The organism is Streptomyces sp. NPDC057702 (assembly GCF_042799315.1).
Taxonomy (GTDB): domain Bacteria; phylum Actinomycetota; class Actinomycetes; order Streptomycetales; family Streptomycetaceae; genus Streptomyces.
Genome location: NZ_JBHVJC010000005.1, coordinates 216,081 through 238,446 on the forward strand (window position 1 = coordinate 216,081; position 22,366 = coordinate 238,446).

Consider the following 22,366-nt stretch of genomic DNA (forward strand, 5'->3'; position numbering starts at 1 on the left):
CCGGGCCCTGGCGAGCGCCGGCCGCCGCGCGCCGCGCCGGTCGGGGCGCCCCGGAAGACCCCGGCACACGAACAGCACACAAAGACGTCACACAAGGCCGCCATGCGGCGACATTACTCAGAAACAGGACAGATGACTGGCGGACGGAGCGGTCACGACGACATGCGCCTGGGGCGGCTCACGACGACGGCGCCGCGCCCCTCCGCACGCGGCACGCCCCAACTCCGCTGGCGGCGGGGCGGGTTCGAGGTCGATCGTATGTGCGCACCTCGTCGGCATGTCAATGGGCGCACATATCGACCGAGAGGTGGTCAATATCCGTCCGACATGCGGGCACATAGTTGACGGGAGGCGCAATCTACTGGTCCATTGGTTTCGTGAAGGGACAACAGCGCTTGGTCACCCGCGACCACATCGACTTCGGTCGGGTGTGGTCCGCCGCGTGTTGTCGCTAACGCGGCAGCGGGCCACCTGACCGGCCCATCCCTCTTTCGGTAGCCCCGTCGCGGGCCGCCTCGCCCCCACCGCTCCACCGTCGCGCAGCCCCTCCCCCAGGGTGGGCCGACCGCGCGCCCGGTAGCGCACTGCCGCCACCCCGCCGCGTGTCCGCGTCAGCCGCGCCCGCACCCCCCGTGCGCCGCGCCTCCCGCGTCCCTTCGGTTCCCTACCCGCCTCTTCCGCCGCTCCGACGGCCCTCGAATCGCGCCGGCCGTCGGCGTGCCGCCCCCCTTATCTCTTCGTGAAAGGCCCTCTCCCATGCCTGTGGAATTTCTTGGCATAGCCGCCACCAACGACGGTTCCGAGACCACCCCCCGCTCCGGTCCGGCCTTCGACAAGGACTACACGATCCGCCTCGCCCGGGCCCACGAGGAGTACGGCTGGGACCGGGTGTTGTTCGCCTACGCCTCCGGCGCCCCGGACCCCGCTCCGGCCGCCGCGTACCTGGCCAGCAAGTTGGACACGCTCCAGATCCTGCTGGCCCACCGGCCCAACGTCTCGTACCCCACCTTCGCCGCCAAGACCTTCGCCACCCTGGACCAGATCAGCGACGGCCGGCTCACGGTGCACTTCATCACCGGTGGCAACGACCACGAGCAGCGGCGTGAGGGCGACACGCTGACCAAGGACGGGCGTTACAGCCGCACCCGCGAGTACATCCAGCTCGTCAAGAAGATCTGGACCACCCGCGACCCCTTCGACCACGAGGGCGAGCACTACCAGTTCCACGACTTCGTCGCCGACGTCTTCCCGGTCCAACAGCCGCGCCCCGGCGTCTCGTTCGGCGGTTCCTCGCCCGCGGCGTACGCGGCCGGCGCCGCCGAGGCCGACATCTACTGCCTGTGGGGCGAGCCGCTGGCCAAGACCGCCGAGCAGATCGAGGCGGTCAGGGTCGCCTCGGCGGCGGCCGGGCGCACCGACGTCCCGCGCATCCAGGTGGCCTTCCGTCCGATCATCGCCCCGACCGAGGAACTGGCCTGGGAGAAGGCGCACCGGACGGTCGGGGCCATCAAGGACCGGCGGGCCCAGGGGTTGCCGCGCTACCACCGCAACGGCGCGCCGCAGAACACCGGTTCGCAGCGGCTGATCGCGATCGCGGAGGAGGGCGAGCGCTACGACCGCGCGCTGTGGACCCCGACGGCGGCGGCCACCGGCGGCGCGGGCAACTCCAACGCGCTGGTCGGCACGCCCGAGACGGTCGCCCAGGCCCTGTTGGACTACTACGACCTGGGCGTGGACATCCTCTCGGCCCGTGGGTACGCGCTGTTGGACGACGCCATCGACTTCGGACGGTACGTCATCCCGATCGTGCGCGAGGAGGTCGCCAAGCGCGACGCCGAGCGCGCGGCGGGCGGCGCCCAGCCCCTCGCGGCGGTGCGCGGATGACCTCCGTCACCCAACCCCCCGCCGACCTCACGGTCATCCAGGTCCCGGTCTCCCATCCGCTGGTCGAACCGCTGTTGCGGGAGCTCGGCGACGAGTACACCGCGCGCTACGGCGGCGACGCCCACGAGGAGTTGGCCCGCTACCCCGACGAGGAGTTCACGCCCGCGCACGGCGGGACGCTGCTGCTGCTCCTGGAGGGCGGCGACCCGGTCGCCGGTGGCGCCTTCCGCCGCTACGACCCCACGACCGCCGAGCTCAAGCGGATCTGGACGCACTCCGCGCACCGCCGTCGCGGCCTGGCCCGGCAGGTGGTGGTGGAGCTGGAGCGGGTGGCCGGCGAGCGCGGCTACCAGCGCGTCTACCTGACCACCGGGCCGCGCCAACCCGAGGCCCGTGGCCTCTACCTGGCCACCGGGTACACGCCGCTCTTCGACACCGAGGCCGACCCGGAGACGATCGGGCCCCTCCCGTTCGAGAAGTACCTCACCGCCGAACACCCCCCGAACCGACCGTGAGCAGGACCACGATGGGACTCAGTACCGACTCCGCGCCGCCCGACCTCGGCGGCGCCACCACCACGCTCCGCAAGGACGACCCCGACGACCCGAGCGCGCTTCGGGTGATCCCCACCCGCCACTACTGGCGGTGGGTGGCCGCCGCCGGCGTGCTCGTCGTCGCCGCCCAGTTCGCCCACGGCCTGATCACCAACCCGGTCTGGGAGTGGGAGGTCTTCCGCTCGTACGTACTGTCCGAGTCGATCGTCTCGGCGGTCGGCCTGACCCTCCAACTCACCGTGTACGCGCAGGTCCTGGGCTTCGCGCTGGGCACCGTCCTGGCGTTCATGCGGCTCTCGCGCAACCCGGTCCTGCAGACCGTCGCCTGGGCCTACATCTGGATCTTCCGGTCCATCCCGATGATCGTGCAGCTGGTGTTCTGGTTCAACCTGAGCGCCCTGTACGAGCGGCTGGGGGTCGGCATTCCCTTCGGCCCCGTCTTCTGGTCCGTGGACAGCAACGACCTGATCGGCACCATCGGCGCCGCGCTGATCGGGCTGTCCCTGCACCAGGCCGCCTACGCCGCCGAGATCGTGCGCGGCGGTGTCATCTCGGTGGACCACGGCCAGCTGGAGGCCGCGGCGGCGCTGGGCATCCCCCGGCTGCGGCAGGTCCGGCGGATCGTCCTGCCGCAGGCCATGCGCGCGATCCTGCCCACCGCGGGCAACGAGATCATCGGCCTGCTCAAGGGCACCTCGGTGGTCTACGTCATGGCCATCGGCGAACTCTTCTACCAGGTGCAGGTGATCTACGGCCGCAACGGTCAGGTCATCCCGCTGCTCATGGTCGCCACCGCCTGGTACGTGTTCTTGACCTCCGTGCTGTCCATCGCGCAGTACTACGTCGAGCGGTACTTCGCGCGTGGCGCCAACCGCACCCCGCCCCCCACACCACTGCGCCGCGCCCGCGACGCCGTGGCCCGCCTGCGGGCCCAGGCACCGCGGACGCCCGCGACCGCCCAGGGAGGCAAGGCGTGAACGACGTCATGGTGGACGTGCGCGGCGTCCACAAGAGCTTCGGCGCGCTCCAGGTGCTGCGCGGCGTGGACCTCACGGTGCGCGCGGGCGAGGTGACCGCGCTGCTGGGCCCCTCCGGTTCGGGCAAGTCCACCCTGCTGCGGGTCATCAACCACCTGGAGAAGGTCAACCGGGGGTGGATCAGCATCGACGGCGAGCTGATCGGCTACCGCCGCTCCGGGGACAAGCTGTACGAGCTGCGCGAGCGCGACATCCTGCGCCAGCGCACCCATATCGGCTTCGTCTTCCAGCACTTCCACCTCTTCCCGCACCTGACCGTCCTGGACAACGTCATCGAGGCCCCGGTCGCCGCGCTGCGCCGGCCACGCAAGGAGGCCGTGGCGAACGCGGAGCGACTGCTGGAGCGGGTCGGCCTCGCGGACAAGGTCGACGCCTATCCCCGCCAGCTCTCCGGCGGGCAGCAGCAGCGGGTGGCCATCGCCCGCGCGCTGGCCCTGGAACCCAAGGTGCTGCTCTTCGACGAGCCCACCTCGGCGCTCGACCCCGAACTGGTCGGCGAGGTGCTGGACGTGATCAAGGACCTGGCGCGTACCGGCACCACGATGATCATCGTGACCCACGAGATCGGTTTCGCCCGCGAGGTCGCCGACACCGTGGTGTTCCTGGACGAGGGCGTCGTCGTGGAACAGGGGCCGCCCGCCACCGTGCTGGACGCCCCTCGGCACGAGCGCACCCGCGCGTTCCTGTCCAAGGTGCTCTGACCAGCCCCCCGTTCCATCGCTCACGCTCTGCCCGCAGGCAAGGAGAACAACCCATGCGCACCCTGACCACCACCCGCACCACGGCCACGGCACTCGCCTTCACCGCCACCCTCGCCCTCGCCGCCTGCAGCAACCCCTCGGAGGGCGGAACCACCGAGGTCGCCGCCACCTCGGGCACCCGAACGAAGATCAACCTGACCCCGGACCAAAGACGCGTGACCACGCCCAAGGTGGACGCGATCGCGGCCAAGGTGCCGGCCAAGATCCGGCAGAAGGGCACCCTGGAGGTGGTCAACTCCTCCGGTCCGGCGGCACCGTTGAACTTCTACGCCACCGACAACAAGACCCTCATCGGCGTGGAGACCGACATCGCCGCCCTGATCGCCAACGTGCTGGGCCTCAAGCCCGAGTTCACCTCGACCTCGTGGGAGAACATCTTCGTCGGGCTCTCCAGCGGCAAGTACGACCTGGGCGCCAGCAACATCACCGTCACCGAGGAGCGCAAGGACCGCTACGACTTCGCCACCTACCGCAAGGACGACCTCGCCTTCGAGGCCCGCAAGGGCAGCGGGCTCAAGGTCGAGGGGCCGGCCGACGTGGCGGGCAGGACGGTCGCCGTGAGCTCGGGCACCAACCAGGAGAAGCTGCTGGTGGAGTGGAGCAAGGAGAACGAGCGGGCCGGCCGCAAGCCGGTGAACATCAAGTACTACCAGAACGCGACCGACACCTATCTCGCGCTCGAGTCCCGCCGCATCGAGATCTACCTCGGCCCCAACCCGAACGCCGCCTACCACGCGGCGGCCACCGGCAAGACCGAGATCATCGGCAACAAGTCGGGGGCCGGCTCCTCCCTCCAGGGCCTGATCGCCGCCACCACCAAGAAGGACAACGGTCTGGTCGGGCCGATGGCCGAGGCGCTCAACGAGGTCATCAAGAACGGGTCCTACGCCAAGGTCCTGGAGCGCTGGGGCCTGAGCAACGAGGCCGTGGCCAAGTCGGAGATCAACCCGCCCGGCCTGCCGCGGACCAACAAGTAGCCACCCACGGCCCCGGCGCCCCTTCCCCGCCGGCGCCGGGGCCCCCTCCGCGCACCGCACGCCCGGCCCACGCCCCGAAGGACATCCCATGCGATTCCAGGTTCTGACCATAGGCAGCCACGCTCCCCACCCGCTGACCGGCGCGCTCAGCTCGGCGGCCGACCGTCTCGCCGAGGTGGTGGAGACGGGCGTGGTGGCCGAGGAGCTGGGCTTCGACGGCTACGCGGTCGGCGAGCGCCACGCCGGCGCGTTCCTGTCCTCCAGCCCCACGGCACTGCTGGGCGCCCTGGCCGCCCGCACCTCCCGCATCCGGCTGCTGACCGGCGTCACCGTGGTCGCCATCCTGGACCCGGTACGGGTGGCCGAGGACTACGCCACCTTGGACCAGCTCTCCCACGGCCGCGTCGAGCTGGTGATCGGCAAGGGTGCGGAGATGGGCCACTTCGACCTGTTCGGCCTGGACGAGGGCCTCCAGTGGGAGTACCAGGCCGAGAAGTACGAGCTGCTGCGCAGGCTGTGGAGCGAGGAGAAGGTGACCTGGCAGGGCCAGTTCCGGCCGCCGCTCACCGAGGCCACCACCGTGCCCCGCCCCTTCGGCCAGCGCCCGCCGCGCGTCTGGCACGGCTCGGCCACCAGCCTCAACTCACCCGAGCTGGCCGCCCGGCACGGCGACCCGCTCTTCAGCGCCAACGCCGTCCAGCCGCGCGCCGCCTACGTCCGGCTCATCGACCACTACCGCGAGCGCTTCGCGGCGTACGGACACGACCCGGCCCACGCGTACGTCGGCGCGGGCTCGGGCGGCCTGTTCCTGGCGGACACCACCCAGCAGGCCATCGCCAGGTTCAAGGACTTCTACGAGGCGCGCGTCCAGCAGACGTACAAGCCGCACCTGGCCGACAAACCCGGCTACAACACGCCCTTTCGCACCATCGAGGACGCCATCGCCGACGGGCCGCACCTCATCGGCAGCCCGCAGCAGATCATCGACAAGATCCTCGACTTCCACCAGGTCTACGGGCACGATCTCCAGTCCATCACCGTCGACAGTTCCGGGCTCGCTCTGCCCGAACAGATCGAGCAACTCCGACGCTTCGCGGAGGAGGTCGCTCCGGTGGTGCGGCAGGCCGCGCCCACCACGTTGTGGCAGCGCCCGGCCCACGAGGAGCGGACTGCCGCGACAGGGCCGTGACCTGGCCTGCGTCCGGAATATGGAATCGTATTCGGACCTTCTTGACCGTCCGAACCCCCACTGGTTGGATTGATGACATGAGGAAACAGGACTCCAAACGACGACGCCGAGCCAATTTCGCGCGTTTTTCGGTGTCCTGTTGTCATCGGTGATTTCCAGCAGACACACCGAAGAAGCGTTCGGTATCGGCCATCTAGCCTCTGACCTGTGGCCACGTGAAGCGGACGGCCCTGGACACTGAGCCCCGCATTCCACATTTCGTACGACGGGATCGCGCGCCACAGGGAATTCCGTACGTCCGCACGGCGTTCCCTTTCCGCGTCCGCTGATTCCGTTGTTCGATTCCGATACCGATTCCACGACTTTCCTCATCCGACTTCGCACAGTGCAACCAGGCTCCGTCATCCGCCTGCCCGCAGGGTGCACTGATCTTGTGGCTGGTGGAGTGGGACACACGGCGTGCGCGGTGGCCGGGCGTTGACCAGCCCGTCGTCCGCCGCCCGTGCTTCCCGGAGCGCCCTGACCACGCACTCCGATCAGGCCGGCCGGCGCGTGCGCGCCACCGCCGCGATCGAGTCTGTCGATTCCCCGAAAGGTCCCGACCATGGCCACAGTCCTGTCCGTCTCCGGCAGCCCGTCCCCCACCTCACGGACCGCCCGGCTGCTGCGTCACCTCGATACCCGCCTCGTGGACCAGGGGCACGAGGTGATCCCCCTCGACGTGCGGAACATCCCGCCCGGCGCCCTGCTCGGGGCCGATTTCCAGCACCCGGCGATCGTGGAGGCCACGGGCCTGTTCGCCCGCGCGCAGGGCGTGGTGGTCGCCACGCCCATCTACAAGGCCGCCTACTCCGGACTGCTCAAGTCGCTCCTCGACCTGCTGCCGCAGTACGCGTTGACCGGTAAGACCGTGCTGCCGCTGGCCACCGGTGGCAGCATCGCGCACGTGCTGGCCATCGACTACGCGCTGCGCCCGGTGCTCAACTCCATGGGTGCCGCGCACATCACGCAGGGCTGGTTCACCCTCGACAAGGACCTCGCCGTCGGCGACGACGGCTCGCTGACCATCGCCCCCGGCGCGGTCGGCGCCGTGGAGCAGGCCGTCGACCAGTTCTCGGCGGCGCTCGGGGGCCGGCGCACCGTGCTGGCGGCCACCGGCTGAGCACCGCCGTGCCGGCGGGCGAGGCCGAAGCGCCGCTCCACACCGGCGCGTTGACCACCCGCCGCCCGGCTCACCCGCGAAAGGCGTGCCCCCCATGAGTCTCACCTTCCACTGGTTTCTGCCCACCAACGGCGACAGCCGCCATGTCGTCGGCGGCGGGCACGGCACCCCGGTCACCGCGGCCGGCGGCGACCGCCCACCCACGGTCGGCTATCTGACGCAGATCGCCCGCGCGGCCGAGGATCTCGGCTTCGTCGGCGCGCTGACGCCGACCGGCGCCTGGTGTGAGGACGCCTGGCTGACCACCGCCATGGTCAGCCAGCACACCGAGCGGCTGAAGTTCCTGGTCGCCTTCCGCCCCGGCTTCATCTCGCCGACCCTCGCGGCACAGATGGCCGCCACCTACCAGCGCCAGACCGGCGGCCGACTGCTGCTGAACGTCGTCACCGGCGGCGAGAGCCGCGAGCAGCGGGCGTACGGCGACTTCCTGGACAAGGACGCGCGCTACGCCCGTACGGACGAGTTCCTGCGGGTCGTGCGGGCGCTGTGGCGGGGCGAGCGGGTGGATCTGGCGGGCGAGCACCTGCGGGTGGCGGACGCACGGCTGACCCAGGTGCCCGACCCGGTGCCGGAGATCTACTTCGGCGGCTCGTCACCGGTCGCCGGCGAGGTGGCGGCCCGCCACGTGGAGGTGTACCTCACCTGGGGCGAGCCCCCCGCCCAGGTGGCCGAGAAGATCGCCTGGGTGCGGGGGCTGGCCGAGCGGGAGGGCCGTGACGTCCGGTTCGGCATCCGACTGCACGTCATCACGCGGGACACCGCCGAGCAGGCGTGGGCGGAGGCGTCGCGACTGCTGGACGGCTTCGACCCGACCACCGTACGCGCGGTCCAGAGCGGGCTCGCCCGCAGCGAGTCCGAGGGCCAGCGGCGGATGCTGGCCCTGCACGGCGGCGAGCGGGACCACCTGGAGATCCACCCGAACCTGTGGGCCGGTATCGGCCTGGTACGCGGCGGCGCGGGCACCGCGCTGGTCGGCAGCCACGACGAGGTGGCGGAGCGGATCACCGAGTACCACCGGCTGGGCATCGACGAGTTCGTCCTCTCCGGCTACCCGCACCTGGAGGAGGCGTACTGGTTCGGCGAGGGCGTCCTGCCGCGCCTGGCCGCCCGGGGCCTGTGGTCCCACCCGAGCAAAGGGGGGCCCGCCGCGCGCCTGCCGCTGGCGGCGGCCGCGGGCGGACGATGAGCGCGGCACCCGCCGGCTGAGGCGCGGCGAGTCGGGGCGTCGGGGACCGCCCGGCCGGCCCTCCAGGGCGACGCGACCGGGGCCGACCGCCCCGACCAGGCCCCTCCCCGGCCCGCCGCCCGGCGGCGCCCGTAGGATCTCCGGCTGGCCGGCCGTCTCGGACCCCCGCGCGGTGCGCGCGGGCGCCACGGGGCGCCGGCCGGCCCGGTGGCGGACCCACGCGGCCGGGCGGGGGCGGGGGCGCGGCGGCGTTCCCGCGCGTTCGGTCTCGCGTGACGTGAGGGGAAGGGGACCCGTGATCGCCACCATCCTGCCCGCCGGGGTCGCCGTGGCGGACTCCTTCGGCGACCTTCCGGAGGCTCGCCTCCTGCCGGCGGAGGAGGCGGGCATCGGTAACGCCGTCGCCTCGCGCCGCGGCGAGTACACCACAGTGCGCCACCTCGCCCGGCGCGCCATGGCCGAGTTGGGGCTGCCCGCCGTCGCCGTACTCCCCGGCCCCCGCCGCGAGCCGCTGTGGCCGACGGGGGTGGTGGGCAGCATGACGCACTGCGCCGGCTACCGCGCCGCCGCACTGGGCTTGGACCACCGGCATGCCGCGATCGGCATCGACGCCGAGCCGCACCAGCCGTTGCCCGAGGGGCTGGTGGCCAAGGTCGCCCGTCCCGACGAGCTGCCCCGGTTGGCGCGGCTGACGGCCGAGCACCCCGAGGTGCGGTGGGACCGGCTGCTGTTCAGCGCCAAGGAGGCCGTCTACAAGGCGTGGTTCCCGCTGGCCCGGCGCTGGCTCGGCTTCCAGGACGCGACGCTCGACTTCGACCCCGGGGCCGGCACCTTCGTCGCCACCCTGCACGCGGCCGGCCCCGTGGTGGCGGGTACGCCGCTGACCCGGATGGGCGGGCGGTGGCGTGTCCACGACGGGCTGATCGTCACGGCCGTCACCGTCGACGGGGCCCGCCGCGCCCCGGAGCCGGCCCGGCACGCCCCGTAGGGCGACCCGTACAGCGACTCGTACGGCCGCCGACGGCGGGTCCGGGGGCGTCCCGGGGACGGCAGCCGGCCCCGGGCCGAGGACGCCAGTGTGACCCCGCCCCGGTGTGGGGCGGGCCGGGCCGGGGCGCGCGCACCCGCCCCGGCCCGGCCCTCGTGCGGGCTCGCGCCCGGGTGCCGCTCAGGCGCGGCCCGGCACCCGGCCCAGGGTGCGGATCGGGCGGGCCAGCAGGAGGGAGGCGGCGGTGAGGAGGGCGACCACGACGCCCACCATGAGCACCCCGTCGGTGCTGAACGCGCCCACGGCCGGGCCCGCCAGCGCGCTACCGACGGGGAACATGCCGACGGAGCCCGCGACCTCGTAGGCGTGCACCCGGTTCAGGACCTCGCCCGGCACCTGGGTCTGCACGCTGGTGGCCCACATGACGCCCCAGAAGGTGATGCCGACGCCGACCACGATCTGGGCGAGGGCCAGCAGCCACACCGGCCAGTCGAGCACGATGCCCAGCGGGTAGAGCGGGTAGGCCAGCATGGCCACGGCTCCGGCGGCCAGCGGCCGGGCGGGCTTGTAGCGCATCGCCAGCACGCCGCCGGCCACGGTGCCCGCGCCGAAGGCGCAGTTGAGCAGGCCGAAGGCGGTGGCGCCGTGTTCGGGCACGATCACGCCGGCGGCGATGGAGAGCTGGGGGCCCCAGGAGAGCACGGCGAAGAACATCCAGATCACGATGACGCCCCACAGCCAGTCGCGGGAGCGGAACTCCTGCCAGCCGACCACCAGGTTGCGCCACAGGCTCTCGTCGGCCGGTGGGGCGGGCACCGTCCCCAGCCGCAGGGCGAACAGGCAGACGGCGCTGGTGCCGTAGGCGACGGCGGAGATCACCATCACCGCGCCGGTGGCGGACACGCCGACCAGCACACCGGCCAGCGCGGGCCCGCCCAGCGCGGTGAACGCCTCGGATATGCGCAGCACCCCGTTGGCGCCCTGCACGTCCCGGGCGACCAGCGGGACGGTTGACGAGGCGCCGGGCTGGAACATCGCGTTGGCGATGCCGACGACCACCAACAGCGCGTACAGGTGCCACAGGCGGTCGATGCCGACGAAGAAGAGGAAGGAGAGGAGCACATGGGCGGTGAGGTTGGACAGGTCGGCGGCGATCATCATGCGGCGGGCGGTGAAGCGGTCGGCGAGCACCCCGCCGAAGATGACCAGTCCGGCGAAGGGGCCCACCAGGAAGGCCATCGCGTAGCCCGCCGTGCTCAGGCTGTGCCCGGAGCTGAGCAGTCCGGCCGAGACCGCGACCGGCAGCATGGCCCAGCCGAGCAGACCGGAGCTGCGGGCGGTGAAGTAGAACTGGAAGTTACGGGACCAGATCGCCGGTTCCCCGGCCGGCGGCGCCTCGGCGGGCCGGTCCTGGGTCTGCGCAGACGTCATCGCCGCGGTGGGCTCTGCCGAGCGATCTTCCATGACTCTTCAGTTCTCCAGTCGTAGGTCGTGACGTGCGTGGACTGCGGGGTGGTCGTGCGCGGCGCGGCGCCCGCGGGCGTCATGGAGGTCGTGGGCCGCGCGCGGCTGCGGGGTCGTGTGGTGCGCGTGGACCCGGTGGCCGGTGGGCGCGGCGCGGCGTCCGGTGGTACGCGTGCGGCGACGGCTGCCACAGGGTGCCACGGCACGGTGGCCGTGGCCCGGCCCGGGTGGTGCGCGGCGTGCGTCGGGGCTCGCCCGCCCCGCCCCGTCGGGGCCGACCGGGGCGGGGCGGCGGTCACGGTCGGGCGGCGGGGGTCGCCGGTGCGGGGTCGCCCGCCATCCGGGTCGGCGCGGGCAGGTCGCTCACCGTGACCAGTTCCAGGCCGCGTTCCAAGAGGCCCTCGATGATCGTCGGGAGGGCCAGGACGGTCTGGCCACGGTCGCCGGCGCCCTCGTGCATCAGCACCACCGAACCCGGCTCGACCGCCCTCAGGACGGTCTCGGCGATCCGCTCCGGGCCGGGCCGCGACCAGTCGTGGGAGTCCACGTCCCACAGCGTCAGCGTGGAAGGGTGCTCCGCCAGGGTGGCCAGCACCTCCGGGTTCACCCCGCCGTACGGTGGGCGGAAGCGCGCCGGGGCCTGGCCGGTCACCCGCTCCACCGCCTCCGCCGTGCGGTCCAGTTGCTCGCGCAGCTGGTCCGGTGTCAGGTCCGGCAGGAAGGGGTGCGACCAGGTGTGGTTGCCCACCTCGTGGCCGCCGGCGGCGAGTTGGCGTACGAGGTCGGGCAGGGCCACGACGTGGTGGCCGACGCAGAAGAACGTGGCGCGCACGTCGTAGCGGTCCAGGATCTCCAGCACCTGACCGGTGTGCACGGGGTCGGGCCCGTCGTCGAAGGTGAGCGCGACGCGCGGGGTGTCCCGGTGGCCGTGCTCGAAGCAGCGACCGGTCGCCGTCAGCTCCGCCCGCAGGGGCGCGGCGGCCCGCACGCCGTCGTCGTACTCCTCGGCGCGGCCGGTGAGGGTGCCGCCCTCGGCGGTCACCGGGGCCAGCGCGTCGGGCGTGTGGACCGCCCGCTCCGCGAGCCGGCCGGCCGCGACGGACCCGAACCGGGGCCGGGCGGGCAGCAGCCAGGGGTCGGCCCGGTAGACCTCCAGGCCGGCGGCCGTCATCGGGCCGTCCAGCAGGCCGTTGGTGCTGTCGAGCACGACGCCCACCGGCTCGTCGCGGCCCAGGTCCGCCAGCCAGCCCATGAGCGCGGCGACCTGGTCGGCGCGCCAGGCGCTCGGCTCCACCACCCGGTGCCCCGCGGCGTCCAGGATCTCGACCTCGTAGCCGGCGTCCGTCCAGGCGATTCCCGCGTACCACTTGCTCATGCCGCCTCCTCCCCCGCGATCGCCGCGGCGACCACCAGTTCCTCGATCCCCCGCAGATACCGTTCCATGTCCTGCCGGGACAGGACGGCCGGGTCGGCGGTCATGGCCAGCTCCAGGGCGCCGGGGGCGGTCAGGGCGTCCACCGCCACCGACACGTTCACCCGGGGCAGGAACTCCGTCGGCCAGCTCAGCCGGGTGCGCTCACGCAGCGCGCTGAGCGGCGCCTCGGGCCGCTCGACGGTCTCGAACGGTCCGCTGCCCGGGTCCCGGGTGTCGTTCCACCAGCACGAGTGGTCGGCCGCCTCGCCGCGTGCGACCAGGCCGGCCACCTCCCGGTCCAGTGCCCACTTGTCGTATCCGGCGTGCCGGAAGGCGGTGAAGGAGACGGATCGGGTGCGGCGTACCGCGTCCTCGAAGTCCTTGTCCGCGTCGGGGAGGTGGAAGACGGCCTCCTGGGCCATCGAGCTGACCGACTCGGCGGCGGCCGGCTGGAAGCGGTTGCTCACCACCACCTGGAACAGGACGTCGGAGCTCCCGGACATCCTGGCCAACTGGTGGGAGGCCGCCCCGAGCAGCACCGCGGCGTCGCTGACGCCCAGGGTGACCGCCACCCGTTCGACGGCGACGGCCAGCGCGGGCGAGCTGAGCAGCGCGTTGGGGAACATCCGGCCCGGCTCGTTCTTGGCCAGCTCCGGCGCCGCGGGGTTCAGGAAGATCGTGCGGGGGCCGGCGGTCAGGCGCTCGCGCCAGTAGCGGCGGGCCCCCTCGTCCCGACGGCGGCCGAGGGGTGACGCCTGGACCGCCGCGGCGTCCAGGGGCTGGAGGGCGGGGCGTGCCCGGAGCAGTGCCTCGGCGCTCTCGCCCGACTCGATCAGCTTCAGGTCGCGGAGCATGCGCCCCTCGGCCCACAGGTCCATCGCGGCGTGCGAGGCGGCCAGCACCAGCCGGTGGGCCCGCCCCTCGCACTCGACGAGGCCGACCCGTAGGGGCCACTGCTCCGCGTGGTCGAAGGAGCGCCCCGCCAACTCCTCCATCAGTATGTCGCCGACGCCCCGTGCCTGGTGCGGCGCGCACGTGCGCACGGTGACCGGGAGCTGGCCGGTGCCGTCCACGACCTGAGTCAGGCCGTCCTCGCCGACCGGCAGCAGTCGGGTGTGCAGGCTGTCGTGCATGCGCAGCAGCTCGGTGAGGTCCGCGAGCACGCGTATCGCGGGGCGGGGTGGGTCGAGGGGGAGGTTGAGCCGCAGGTTGTACCGGGGGGCGTCGTCACCCAGGCGGGTGACCACGCCCCAGATCGCCCGCTGCCCCCAGGTGGCCGGGCCGGTGCCGGCCCTCGCGGAGTCCAGCGTGATGGTCCGCTGCTCGACCGTGGTCATCGTGTGTTCCACACCTTCTCTTGGGTTGCCTCGTGCGACGCCTGGGGGTTGGGTGGACGCGTTGTGGCTAGTCCAGGCCCTGGGAGATGACCAGGCGTTGGATCTGGTTGGTGCCCTCGACGATCTGCAACAGCTTGGCCTCGCGCATCCAGCGCTCGACCGGGTGGTCGGCGACGTAGCCGGCGCCGCCGAGCACCTGCACCGCGTCGGTGGTCACCTTCATCGCCATGTCGGTGGCGAACAGCTTGGCCTTGGCCGCCTCCAGCGAGTACGGCAGGCCGGCGTCCTTCAGGCGGGCGGCGGCCAGGGTGAGTGCGCGGGCCGCGGCGATCTGGGTGGCCATGTCGGCCAGCAGGAAGCCGACGCCCTGGAAGGAGATGATGCGCTGCCCGAACTGCTGGCGCTCCTTGGCGTAGCGCACGGCGTAGTCGGCGGCGGCCTGGGCGATGCCCACCGCGCAGGCGGCGATGCCCAGCCGGCCGCAGTCCAGGGCGCCCATGGCGATCAGGAAGCCCTTGCCCTCGCGGCCGATCAGCCGCTCGGCCGGCACCCGCGCGTCCTCGAAGCCGACCTGGGCGGTGGGGTTGGCCCACACACCCAGCTTGCGCTCCGGCTCGTGGAAGACCATGCCGCTTGTGTCGGCGGGGGCCACCAGGCAGGACAGTCCCCGGGCGCCGGGCCCGCCGGTGCGGGCGAAGACGTTGTAGAAGTCGGCCTGACCGGCGTGGGTGACCCAGGACTTGGTGCCGGTGACGTGGTAGCCGTCGTCCTCGCGTACCGCCCGGGTGGTGAGCGAGGCGGCGTCCGAACCCGCCTCGGCCTCGGAGAGGCAGTACGCGCCGAGGAGTTCGCCGCCGAGCATGTCCGGGAGCAGCTCCTCGCGCTGGGCCTGGGTGCCGTAGGTGGCGGTGCCGAAGCAGGCGAGGGTGTGCACGTTGACCGCCTCGGCCACCGCGAACCAGTGGTAGGCGATCTCCTCCAGCGCCTGGAGGTAGACCTCGTACGGCTGGCCGCCGCCGCCGTACTCCTGTGGGTAGGGCAGGCTGAGCAGGCCGGCCTTGCCCAGCGTGCGCACGATCTCCCGGGGGAAGGCGTGGGCCGCCTCGAACTCGGCTATGTGCGGCGTGAGTTCACCGGCGGCGATCTCCCTGACCAGGCCGAGGAGCTCGGCCGCCTCCTCCGTGGGCAGGATGCGCTGGACCTTCATCGGACGACCTCCGTGCGGGTTCGGGTGTGGTGAGCGGGGCGGGCGGGCCCCCGCCCGTGGGGCGCGGGCCCGCCTGCTCCGGGGCTGCTCCGGGGCGGGGGCACCTTGGAGCGGCCGGGGTGGGTGCGGTCAGCTCCGGGTCCACGCGGTGGTCTCGGGCCAGTGTCGGCCGACCCGGCGTACGGCGTAGTCCCAGTAGGAGCGGACGGAGAGGTCGGCGTAGATGAAGTCCTGCTTGGCGGCCACGTCCTGGTCGGTGGACCAGGCGTAGGGGATGCCGGTGCCCTCGGCGGTCAGTTGCAGGCGGCAGGCCCGCTCCAGGACCTGGGCGAAGACGGCGGCGTGCCGCACGCTCTTGCCGACGATCACCCCGCCGTGGTTGCGCAGCAGGACGGCCGGGTGCTCGCTGAGGTCCTTGGCGATGTGGTCGCCGGTCTCGATGTCCAGGACGGTGTTGCTGGTCTCGGTGAACAGGCCGATCCGGTCGCGGAAGTAGGCCCCGTCGTGGGAGATGGGACGCATCGGCAGGTCGGTGGCGCCGAAGAGCAGGGTGTACGGGGCGTGGCTGTGGACGATGCCGTTGACATCCGGCCGGGCCCGGTAGATGGCCTGGTGGAGCGGCAGTTCGGGCGGCGCCAGCGAGGGCGCGGGCTGGGTGTGGTCCACGGAGCAGCGGACCACGTCCTGGGGGGCGGCCTCGTCGAAGCCGACCAGCGCGCCCTTGATGAAGAACTCGTCCCGGCCGGGTATCCGGGCCGATATCTGGCCCTGGTTGAAGTCGTCGTGCCCGTCCAGGGAGAGCATCCGGGCGCCGACGGCCACCTGCAGGACGAGCCGTCGCTCGGCCGGGTTCAGCGGCTGCGGTTCATCGGTGGTCATGCCGTGTTCCTCGCTGTCAGGTCGTCGTAGACGGTGCGCATGGTGACCAGGCCCGGCGGCGCGGTACGGGCCCAGTGGACGGCGGCCAGCGCGCCCCGGGCGGGCACGGCCCAACTGCCGACGTGGTGCCGCACGTGCAGCGCCTCGCCGTCCCAGGTGTGGGTCAGCTCGTGTTCGCTGACCGGCAGTCCGGCCCGCTCGTCGGCGATGTCGGCCACCTGCTGGCCGCTGGCCCGGGACCAGGTGCGGGCCAGGGACAGGGCGGTGGCGCTGGGGCGGTGTGCCTTGCCCAGCGGGTGCCGTTCGCGCACGGTGGTGGTCGCGGCGAAGTGGCCTGTGGCCAGGGTGGCGGTGAACTCGGCGACGCGTGTCTGGAGGTAGTGGGCGAAGGAGAGGTTGGTGGCGCGGACCACCGGCACCGTCTCCGCCAGTTCCGCCAGCGCCTTCCACTGGATGTCCGACAGGTTGGAGACGCAGGCCACCAGCGGCACCCGGTGGGTGGCGCAGTGGTCGAGGACCTCGGCGTGCGCCTCGGGCGCGCTGGCGTCGACGAGCACGTCGGGCACCGCCGACACCGACCAGCCCGTCCGCCGGGAGGCGGTCAGGCTCACGCGCGCGCCGGCGGCCCGGCAGGCCGAGCGCAGGGCCGAGCCGAGCCGCCCGAGGCCGACGATGCCGACGGTGACGGCCTGGTCCGGGGGGCCGTCAGGCATCGGCACCGATGCCGCTGGCGACCACCAGGGCGGTGACGGAGTCGATGGTCTCGTAGTGCTCGGTGGGGGCCTCCGGGTCCAGGTAGACACCCACCTCGTTCTCGATGCTGTCGATCAGACGCATGTAGGAGAGCGAGGAGTAGCCGACGTCGCGCAGCGAGTAGTTGGCGCCGGCGAGTTCGTCGGCGGTGACGCTGCCGTCGCCCGCCTCGATGGCCAGGTCGAGGATCTTGGTGCGAAGGGCGCTGCTGTCCATGGGGAATCCCTGTGTCTCGGAGGGGGGTTCAGTTGCTCTGCGGGGTGTCGAGCAGGCGGCGTAGGCGCTCGATGGACGGTTTGCCGATCGAGTTCGCCGGTATCTGGTCCACCAGTCGCAGGATGCCGGGCACCTTGTAGGTGGGGAGCGTGGCGGTGCAGTGCGCGCGCAGGTCCCGCGGGCTGACGCCGGGTTCGACGGCGACCACGGCGGCCAGGGTGGGTTCGCCGTGCTGGTTGTCGGCCTCGAAGGCGACCGCGTCCAGCACGCCGGGTGCCGCGCGCAGCACGTCGGCGATCTCGATCGGGTCGATCTTGCGCCCGCCGACGTTGACCAGCCGGCTGGTGCGCCCGGTCAGGTGCAGGGCGCCGTCGCGCAGGTGGCCCTGGTCGCCGGTGTGGTAGTAACCCTCGTCGTCCACGCGCTCCTCGAAGACGCCGGGCGCGTTGAGGTAGCGCGAACCCATCGACTCGCTGCGGACCCGGATGCCCTGTTCCTCGGCGAGCAGGTGGACGCCGGGCAGGGGCGCTCCGAGCCCGCTGCCGGCCCCGGCCGTCGCGTAGGTCAGCGGCCCGGCCTCGGCGACCCCGTAGTAGTTGTGGATGGGTACGCCGGTGAGGCGGGTGAACTCCTCGCGTACGGTCTCGCGCAGCGGGGCGCCCGAGGAGATCGCGGTCCGCACGGCGGCGAACCCTTCCTTCGGGGAGCGGCGCACGATCGAGTCGTACAGCGCGGGGAAGGCCACCAGGCGCGTGGCGCCCGTGCTCTCCAGCAGGCGCACGACCCGGGACGCGGTGGGCAGTCCGTGCGAGAGGTGCAGGGACGCGCCCGGCAGGAAGGCGGCGAGCAGCGAGGTGTTGAAGGCCAGGCCGTTGGAGAGCGCGGCGAAGCAGGCGATCCGGTCCTCGGCCGACAGGCCGGTTCCCTTGGCCCAGTTGGCGGCGGCGGCGGAGACGGCCGCGCCGGAGAACTCGATGCAGTTGGGCCGGCCGGTGGAGCCGGAGGTGAACCGGCACACCTCGGTGTCCGCCAGCAGCCGCGGGCGGGGGGTGTCGTAGCGACGCACCTGGCTGACCACGAGGACGCCGAACTCGCCGTCGTCGGTCAGGGTCTCGGTCACGACGCTGTCGACGTCGGCGCCCCGAGCGTGGACGAGCAGGTCCAGCCCGCAGTCCTCGGCGATCCGCGCCAGGTCGCCCGGGCCGAAGGCCGAGTCGGCCAGGAAGGGTACGCCGCCGGCGAACAGCGTGGCCAGGTAGCCGACCACGTAGTCCACGGAGTTGGTGGCGTACAGGCCCACCCTCGGCCGCTCGTCCCCCGCTTCGCGCCGGGCGAGGTGCTGCGCGGCGGCGTGGGCGCGCTGGGCGAGTTCGGCGTAGCTGAGCGAGCCGTCGGCGTCGGAGACCGCGACGCGGTCGCCGTGACGGGCGAGGACCTCGGTGAGGAGTTCGGGAAGGATGGCGCTCATCGGCTCACCGCTCGTTCTGTGCGTGCGCCATGGCCAGCCGGTCGAGCTTGACGCCCGAGTCGTCCGGGCTGCCCAGGAGCAGGGCGTAGAGGATCTCGTCGTCGTCCGGCAGTTCGGTCAGCTCGCGCCACAACACGGTGTCGAACCCGCCGATGGCGGTCACCCCCACCCGTGCGCGGTTGGCGCCCAGGTAGAGGAGTTGTCCCAGGGCGCCGCAGCGGAAGGCGAGTTCGCGCAGGCTCTCGGCGCCCTCGGTGGAGTCGACGCCGACCAGCGAGGTGCGCGGCACGTGCAGCAGCAGGATGGCGGCGGCGCCGGCCAGGGCGCGCTGCTGCATGCAGGCGCGGGCCACCTCGTCGGTGGAGGGCAGCCGGGTGGGCTGTCGCTCCCCGGTGTCCAGCCGGTACACCGCGTCCCGCGCGGGCTCGGTCGTCGAGCGCAGGACGAGGGTCGCGGACAGCGGCGAGACGTCGGGCAGGTCGGTGCGCAGCGGGGTGGAGAGGGCCGACACCGCCCGCCAGACCGCGTCGGCCACGACAGGTTCGCCCGTGAACGCCTTGCTGGACAGCCGGGTGCCGATCAGCTCGGGCCATCCGGACGGGTCGCCTAACCCGCTGTGGTCGCCGGGCGGCCTGCCCTCGGTGGCCAGGTGCGCGAGCGGGGCGGGCACGGCGCCCTGGGCCGGTGGGCCGGTGTGTTCGGTCCAGCCGGTGAGCGAGTCCCAGCAGGTGCTCTCCAGCCACGACCGCCAGGCGGGTCCGCGCAGCTCCCGGTCGGTGCCGTCATGCACGGTCCAGCGCTGCCACGACGCGTCGGCCGCGCTGGTGGGCACCAGGACCACGGAGTGCACCTCCCGGCAGTTCTCGCCGGCTTCCAACAGTTCGGAGAGGGACTCGCGGGGAAACCGCAGCCGTAGCGCCCCCGTGACGCCACGGCCGGCCGCGGCCAGGACGAGGTTCCCCGCCGCGTGTCCGGCGTCGAGTTGGGTGTACAGGTAGCCACGGTCGCCGTACTTGCGCATGGAGAGCCAGGGGCGAGTGAGGGTGACCACCAGCGCCCCGCCGTCCTCGGGAACGGCCAGCCCGGACGCCTCCAGCGCGGCCACGACGCGGGCCCCGACGGCCAGTCGGGCACAGGTGCGGCGGTCGGCGTCGATCCGGAAGGCCGCCGGTACGCCGTTCTCCACGGCCAGGACGGCGAACTCGTACGGGTACACGGCCCCGGCCGACGGCACGGCCCGGCCCACGTACGACCCGCCGGAGCGGTCGGCGCGGCTGGTCAGCGCGCCTTCCTCCAGCAGTGAGAGGGCCAGTCGCAGGCCGGGGGCCACGACGGGTTCGGCGGGCGGTTCGGGCGAGGCCGCCGGCAGGGCCACCCGGGCCCACAGGTCCACGGTGCGGCCCGAGGAATCGCGCTCGGGCGCGTATGCGACTGATGCGGCGTTTTGCGTGATCAGTTTTCCTTGCACGTCTGACGCAGACCTCCTACTCTCTGACAGCTCACGAGGTACGCATGAGGCGGGCAGCACAATCCGCATTGATTTCGTGGGCCTCATGCACCATTGAGGAATGCGAGGGGCGCACCTTTTACGGTTACGACATCCCTTGCGGGACTAATGGCCGCGCTTTAGTCGGGACGTGGTGCGCTCTCGGATCGCGAGACGGGTGATGTGACCTTTCAACGCCAGAACACGGCGCGCACCCGACGGAACGCCTCACATCGCGAGAGCGCATAATCGGCCACGGCCATTGCCAGCATGCCAAGCATCTTGGGCATTGGTCAAGACCATTAAGAACAAGGCTGTTTAATTAATGCCAACCAACCGAGTGAATGCAATAAATCGGACATCAATCCGGAATGCTGGATTCTGCTATTCCCGCGCGGCCCTCCCGGGGCGACCCACGGCGCTCGTTCGCCCATGACGGGCCGAGCGGTCAGGGGCGTCGATCCGCCGCGTCACGCCACCGACGCGGCGTGACACCGACCGCGTGACGTGCGGCAGCTCATCGGGCCCGGCGACGCCTTCTCCCGAACGCACCCCGGGGAGCGGAGCCCGCGGGGCCGGGCCGCGGTCACGTCCCACACCGACCCCGCACTCGGCCCGGCGTGCGTCACCCACCACGAACGAGGTACCCACGACCACCGCCGACATCGCGCGGGCCCCCGCCCCACGCGCGCCGCGGGCCTGCGCCCCCGGCTGCGCGGCACCCGCCTCGCCACCCCTCGCCCACGCCGTCTGACCAGGTCAAACGCGACACCCGTCGAACACGTCGCCCTCCCGCCCCAGGCTGCCGTCGCCCCGCGCGCACACTCGCCCGGCGACGGGGAACGGGGCGCGCGCCCCGACGCCGAAGCGCGGAAGTCCGGTCCATGCGATCGCGCACGAAAGTGTGCGCCTTTCCACATCGGAGCGCGGCTCAGATATTTCCACGAGTGTCAAATAACTTCCGGCGCTGCACTCATCCCACCAATTGAGATCACCGCACCTGAATCGACCACGCATAGTGACCTTCACGCGATTCGGCCCGCCCCCGCCGACGCGGAGTCGAAACCCACCCATGCGTACTCGCACTCACGACGACAGCACTCCCCCGGTTACACGGCGGCGCGCCCCGGCGGCAACTTTCCATGGGCACCTTTACCAAGAATTTCCCTTCGCCGGGGTGATCCCTGTGGCCCCGATCACAGATCTCCGCAATACATGTACGCGGACCGGGAAAACGACGCGGGAACGGCCGCCGTGACCGTCTTTCACGGACGTCGACCACGCGGCGCACAGAAACGGAATTCCATCCGGATCGCCATACGGAAAACGCATAGCGCCTGCGTACGGGCGTGCGGCCCCTCGCACCCCGCCGCGCACCGGACGGCCCCGACGCCGCCAGCCACCACCACCGCCGCCCGGCCGGCCGACGGGGTCACGACCCCGCGCAGCGCGCCGCCGGAGCGGCGGGGGCGCGGATCGGTGGTCGGGGAGCGCCGCGTACCCTTCCGGATGCCCGCGTTCCGGTGGCACGCCGACCCGGTGCCCGGCCGTGCGCGGCGCCCGCGCGACAGCGGCGACACTCACCCTTCATCGCTTGCGCAACCTGGGAACTATGACGCCCTGTCCGCCGTTGGGGGCGGGTGAGGGCGTCGCGCGGGCACCCCGTTCGTCGCCCGCGCCGCGCAGCCGGAGCAGACGAAGGAGAGCAGTACTGATGGGCGTGAGCCTCGCCAAGGGCCAGAACGTCGTCCTCAACCAGGACGGCACCCCGCTCGCGGATGTCACGGTCGGCCTGGGGTGGGACGCCCAGCCGGCCCACGGCGCGGACATCGACCTGGACGCGTCCGCCGTCATCTGCGGCGCGGACCGCAAGGTCCTGTCCGACGCGCACTTCGTCTTCTACAACAACCTCGCCAGCCCGGACGGCGCCGTGCGGCACACCGGCGACAACACCACGGGCGAGGGAGACGGCGACGACGAGCAGCTCCTGATCGACCTGGACCGGCTCGACGGCGACGTGGAACAGGTCGTCTTCACCGTCTCCATCCACGACGCGATCGCGCGCGGTCAGAACTTCGGCCAGGTCAGCGACGCGTACATCCGGGTCGTGGACAACCTCACCGGCCGCGAGATGTGTCGCTACGAGTTGTCCTACGACGCCGCCGAGGAGACCGCCATGGTCTTCGGCGCCCTGTACCGCAGGGCCGGCGACTGGAAGTTCCGGGCCATCGGCCAGGGGTACGCCTCCGGTCTCGCGGGCATCGCCGAGGACTACGGCGTCTCCGTCGGCTGACCCCGACCGGGTGGTGCCCGACACCGCCGGGCGCCACCCCACCCCGTTGCC

The 22,366-nt window shown here is 72.4% G+C and carries 19 protein-coding genes; 10 read left to right on the forward strand and 9 right to left on the reverse strand.

Features of this window, described 5'->3' with window-relative positions; translation table 11 throughout:
• Positions 1-756: 756 nt before the first annotated feature.
• The 9 genes from ACFVFR_RS05545 to ACFVFR_RS05585 all read left to right on the forward strand — a co-directional run bounded on the left by ACFVFR_RS05545 (position 757) and on the right by ACFVFR_RS05585 (position 9,798).
• On the forward strand, positions 757-1,884 hold the full coding sequence (locus ACFVFR_RS05545; protein WP_383698355.1) for an LLM class flavin-dependent oxidoreductase: 1,128 nt from the start codon (positions 757-759) through the stop codon (positions 1,882-1,884).
• Entirely contained in the window at positions 1,881-2,399 is a 519-nt protein-coding gene (locus ACFVFR_RS05550; RefSeq protein WP_383698356.1) for a GNAT family N-acetyltransferase, read from the forward strand. Before ACFVFR_RS05545 ends, ACFVFR_RS05550 begins: the two co-directional genes overlap by 4 nt.
• Before the next feature lie 11 nt (positions 2,400-2,410).
• Positions 2,411-3,415 (forward strand): amino acid ABC transporter permease, encoded by a 1,005-nt coding sequence (locus ACFVFR_RS05555; RefSeq protein ID WP_383698357.1) that lies wholly within the window; start codon positions 2,411-2,413, stop codon positions 3,413-3,415.
• Positions 3,412-4,176 (forward strand): amino acid ABC transporter ATP-binding protein, encoded by a 765-nt coding sequence (locus ACFVFR_RS05560; RefSeq protein ID WP_383698358.1) that lies wholly within the window; start codon positions 3,412-3,414, stop codon positions 4,174-4,176. Before ACFVFR_RS05555 ends, ACFVFR_RS05560 begins: the two co-directional genes overlap by 4 nt.
• Positions 4,177-4,229: 53 nt before the next feature.
• Positions 4,230-5,213 (forward strand): ABC transporter substrate-binding protein, encoded by a 984-nt coding sequence (locus tag ACFVFR_RS05565; protein ID WP_383698359.1) that lies wholly within the window; start codon positions 4,230-4,232, stop codon positions 5,211-5,213.
• A gap of 88 nt (positions 5,214-5,301) precedes the next feature.
• Positions 5,302-6,402 (forward strand): LLM class flavin-dependent oxidoreductase, encoded by a 1,101-nt coding sequence (locus ACFVFR_RS05570; RefSeq protein WP_383698360.1) that lies wholly within the window; start codon positions 5,302-5,304, stop codon positions 6,400-6,402.
• Positions 6,403-7,006: 604 nt separating this feature from the next.
• On the forward strand, positions 7,007-7,564 hold the full coding sequence (gene ssuE / locus ACFVFR_RS05575) for an NADPH-dependent FMN reductase (protein ID WP_383698361.1): 558 nt from the start codon (positions 7,007-7,009) through the stop codon (positions 7,562-7,564).
• Positions 7,565-7,658: 94 nt separating this feature from the next.
• Complete coding sequence (locus ACFVFR_RS05580) at positions 7,659-8,810, forward strand: LLM class flavin-dependent oxidoreductase (protein WP_383698362.1); 1,152 nt, start codon at positions 7,659-7,661, stop codon at positions 8,808-8,810.
• Between the two features lie 295 nt (positions 8,811-9,105).
• Positions 9,106-9,798 carry a 4'-phosphopantetheinyl transferase gene (locus ACFVFR_RS05585; RefSeq protein ID WP_383698363.1) on the forward strand — a complete coding sequence of 231 codons (693 nt, stop codon included), beginning with the start codon at positions 9,106-9,108 and terminating at the stop codon, positions 9,796-9,798.
• 180 nt (positions 9,799-9,978) lie between these two features.
• Here the strand turns inward: ACFVFR_RS05585 and ACFVFR_RS05590 are convergent, their stop codons facing one another.
• The 9 genes from ACFVFR_RS05590 to ACFVFR_RS05630 all read right to left on the reverse strand — a co-directional run bounded on the left by ACFVFR_RS05590 (position 9,979) and on the right by ACFVFR_RS05630 (position 19,929).
• A complete protein-coding gene (locus tag ACFVFR_RS05590) occupies positions 9,979-11,229 on the reverse strand; it encodes an MFS transporter (RefSeq protein WP_383698364.1) in 1,251 nt (416 codons plus the stop codon).
• Positions 11,230-11,557: 328 nt separating this feature from the next.
• Positions 11,558-12,637: a polysaccharide deacetylase family protein gene (locus tag ACFVFR_RS05595; protein WP_383698365.1), complete on the reverse strand. Its 1,080-nt coding sequence runs from the start codon at positions 12,635-12,637 to the stop codon at positions 11,558-11,560.
• A complete protein-coding gene (locus ACFVFR_RS05600; protein WP_383698366.1) occupies positions 12,634-14,013 on the reverse strand; it encodes a condensation domain-containing protein in 1,380 nt (459 codons plus the stop codon). The genes ACFVFR_RS05595 and ACFVFR_RS05600 overlap by 4 nt, the downstream gene beginning before the upstream one ends.
• A 67-nt stretch (positions 14,014-14,080) precedes the next feature.
• A complete protein-coding gene (locus tag ACFVFR_RS05605; RefSeq protein ID WP_383698367.1) occupies positions 14,081-15,220 on the reverse strand; it encodes an acyl-CoA dehydrogenase family protein in 1,140 nt (379 codons plus the stop codon).
• A 129-nt stretch (positions 15,221-15,349) separates the two neighbouring features.
• On the reverse strand, positions 15,350-16,099 hold the full coding sequence (locus ACFVFR_RS05610) for a class II aldolase/adducin family protein (protein ID WP_383698368.1): 750 nt from the start codon (positions 16,097-16,099) through the stop codon (positions 15,350-15,352).
• Positions 16,096-16,812 carry a dihydrodipicolinate reductase C-terminal domain-containing protein gene (locus ACFVFR_RS05615; protein ID WP_383698369.1) on the reverse strand — a complete coding sequence of 239 codons (717 nt, stop codon included), beginning with the start codon at positions 16,810-16,812 and terminating at the stop codon, positions 16,096-16,098. The genes ACFVFR_RS05610 and ACFVFR_RS05615 overlap by 4 nt, the downstream gene beginning before the upstream one ends.
• Positions 16,805-17,068 (reverse strand): phosphopantetheine-binding protein, encoded by a 264-nt coding sequence (locus ACFVFR_RS05620; RefSeq protein WP_383698370.1) that lies wholly within the window; start codon positions 17,066-17,068, stop codon positions 16,805-16,807. Before ACFVFR_RS05620 ends, ACFVFR_RS05615 begins: the two co-directional genes overlap by 8 nt.
• Positions 17,069-17,096: 28 nt before the next feature.
• Positions 17,097-18,536 carry a class I adenylate-forming enzyme family protein gene (locus tag ACFVFR_RS05625; RefSeq protein WP_383698371.1) on the reverse strand — a complete coding sequence of 480 codons (1,440 nt, stop codon included), beginning with the start codon at positions 18,534-18,536 and terminating at the stop codon, positions 17,097-17,099.
• A gap of 4 nt (positions 18,537-18,540) precedes the next feature.
• Positions 18,541-19,929 carry a nitroreductase family protein gene (locus ACFVFR_RS05630; RefSeq protein ID WP_383698372.1) on the reverse strand — a complete coding sequence of 463 codons (1,389 nt, stop codon included), beginning with the start codon at positions 19,927-19,929 and terminating at the stop codon, positions 18,541-18,543.
• Between the two features lie 1,807 nt (positions 19,930-21,736).
• On the opposite strand from ACFVFR_RS05630, the gene ACFVFR_RS05635 reads away from it, so the two are divergent.
• Positions 21,737-22,315 (forward strand): TerD family protein, encoded by a 579-nt coding sequence (locus tag ACFVFR_RS05635; RefSeq protein WP_383698373.1) that lies wholly within the window; start codon positions 21,737-21,739, stop codon positions 22,313-22,315.
• The last annotated feature ends 51 nt before the right edge of the window (positions 22,316-22,366 follow it).

Excerpts from the sequence above, each read along its gene's own strand:
- ACFVFR_RS05595 (WP_383698365.1), bottom strand. The coding sequence starts at position 12,637 with ATGAGCAAGTGGTACGCGGGAATCGCCTGGACGGACGCCGGCTACGAG.
- ACFVFR_RS05555 (WP_383698357.1), top strand. The coding sequence starts at position 2,411 with ATGGGACTCAGTACCGACTCCGCGCCGCCCGACCTCGGCGGCGCCACC.
- ACFVFR_RS05565 (WP_383698359.1), top strand. The coding sequence starts at position 4,230 with ATGCGCACCCTGACCACCACCCGCACCACGGCCACGGCACTCGCCTTC.
- ACFVFR_RS05610 (WP_383698368.1), bottom strand. The coding sequence starts at position 16,099 with ATGACCACCGATGAACCGCAGCCGCTGAACCCGGCCGAGCGACGGCTC.
- ACFVFR_RS05620 (WP_383698370.1), bottom strand. The coding sequence starts at position 17,068 with ATGGACAGCAGCGCCCTTCGCACCAAGATCCTCGACCTGGCCATCGAG.
- ACFVFR_RS05625 (WP_383698371.1), bottom strand. The coding sequence starts at position 18,536 with ATGAGCGCCATCCTTCCCGAACTCCTCACCGAGGTCCTCGCCCGTCAC.
- ACFVFR_RS05570 (WP_383698360.1), top strand. The coding sequence starts at position 5,302 with ATGCGATTCCAGGTTCTGACCATAGGCAGCCACGCTCCCCACCCGCTG.
- ACFVFR_RS05590 (WP_383698364.1), bottom strand. The coding sequence starts at position 11,229 with ATGACGTCTGCGCAGACCCAGGACCGGCCCGCCGAGGCGCCGCCGGCC.
- ACFVFR_RS05615 (WP_383698369.1), bottom strand. The coding sequence starts at position 16,812 with ATGCCTGACGGCCCCCCGGACCAGGCCGTCACCGTCGGCATCGTCGGC.
- ACFVFR_RS05635 (WP_383698373.1), top strand. The coding sequence starts at position 21,737 with ATGGGCGTGAGCCTCGCCAAGGGCCAGAACGTCGTCCTCAACCAGGAC.
- ACFVFR_RS05550 (WP_383698356.1), top strand. The coding sequence starts at position 1,881 with ATGACCTCCGTCACCCAACCCCCCGCCGACCTCACGGTCATCCAGGTC.
- ACFVFR_RS05580 (WP_383698362.1), top strand. The coding sequence starts at position 7,659 with ATGAGTCTCACCTTCCACTGGTTTCTGCCCACCAACGGCGACAGCCGC.
- ACFVFR_RS05600 (WP_383698366.1), bottom strand. The coding sequence starts at position 14,013 with ATGACCACGGTCGAGCAGCGGACCATCACGCTGGACTCCGCGAGGGCC.
- ACFVFR_RS05545 (WP_383698355.1), top strand. The coding sequence starts at position 757 with ATGCCTGTGGAATTTCTTGGCATAGCCGCCACCAACGACGGTTCCGAG.
- ACFVFR_RS05605 (WP_383698367.1), bottom strand. The coding sequence starts at position 15,220 with ATGAAGGTCCAGCGCATCCTGCCCACGGAGGAGGCGGCCGAGCTCCTC.
- ssuE (WP_383698361.1), top strand. The coding sequence starts at position 7,007 with ATGGCCACAGTCCTGTCCGTCTCCGGCAGCCCGTCCCCCACCTCACGG.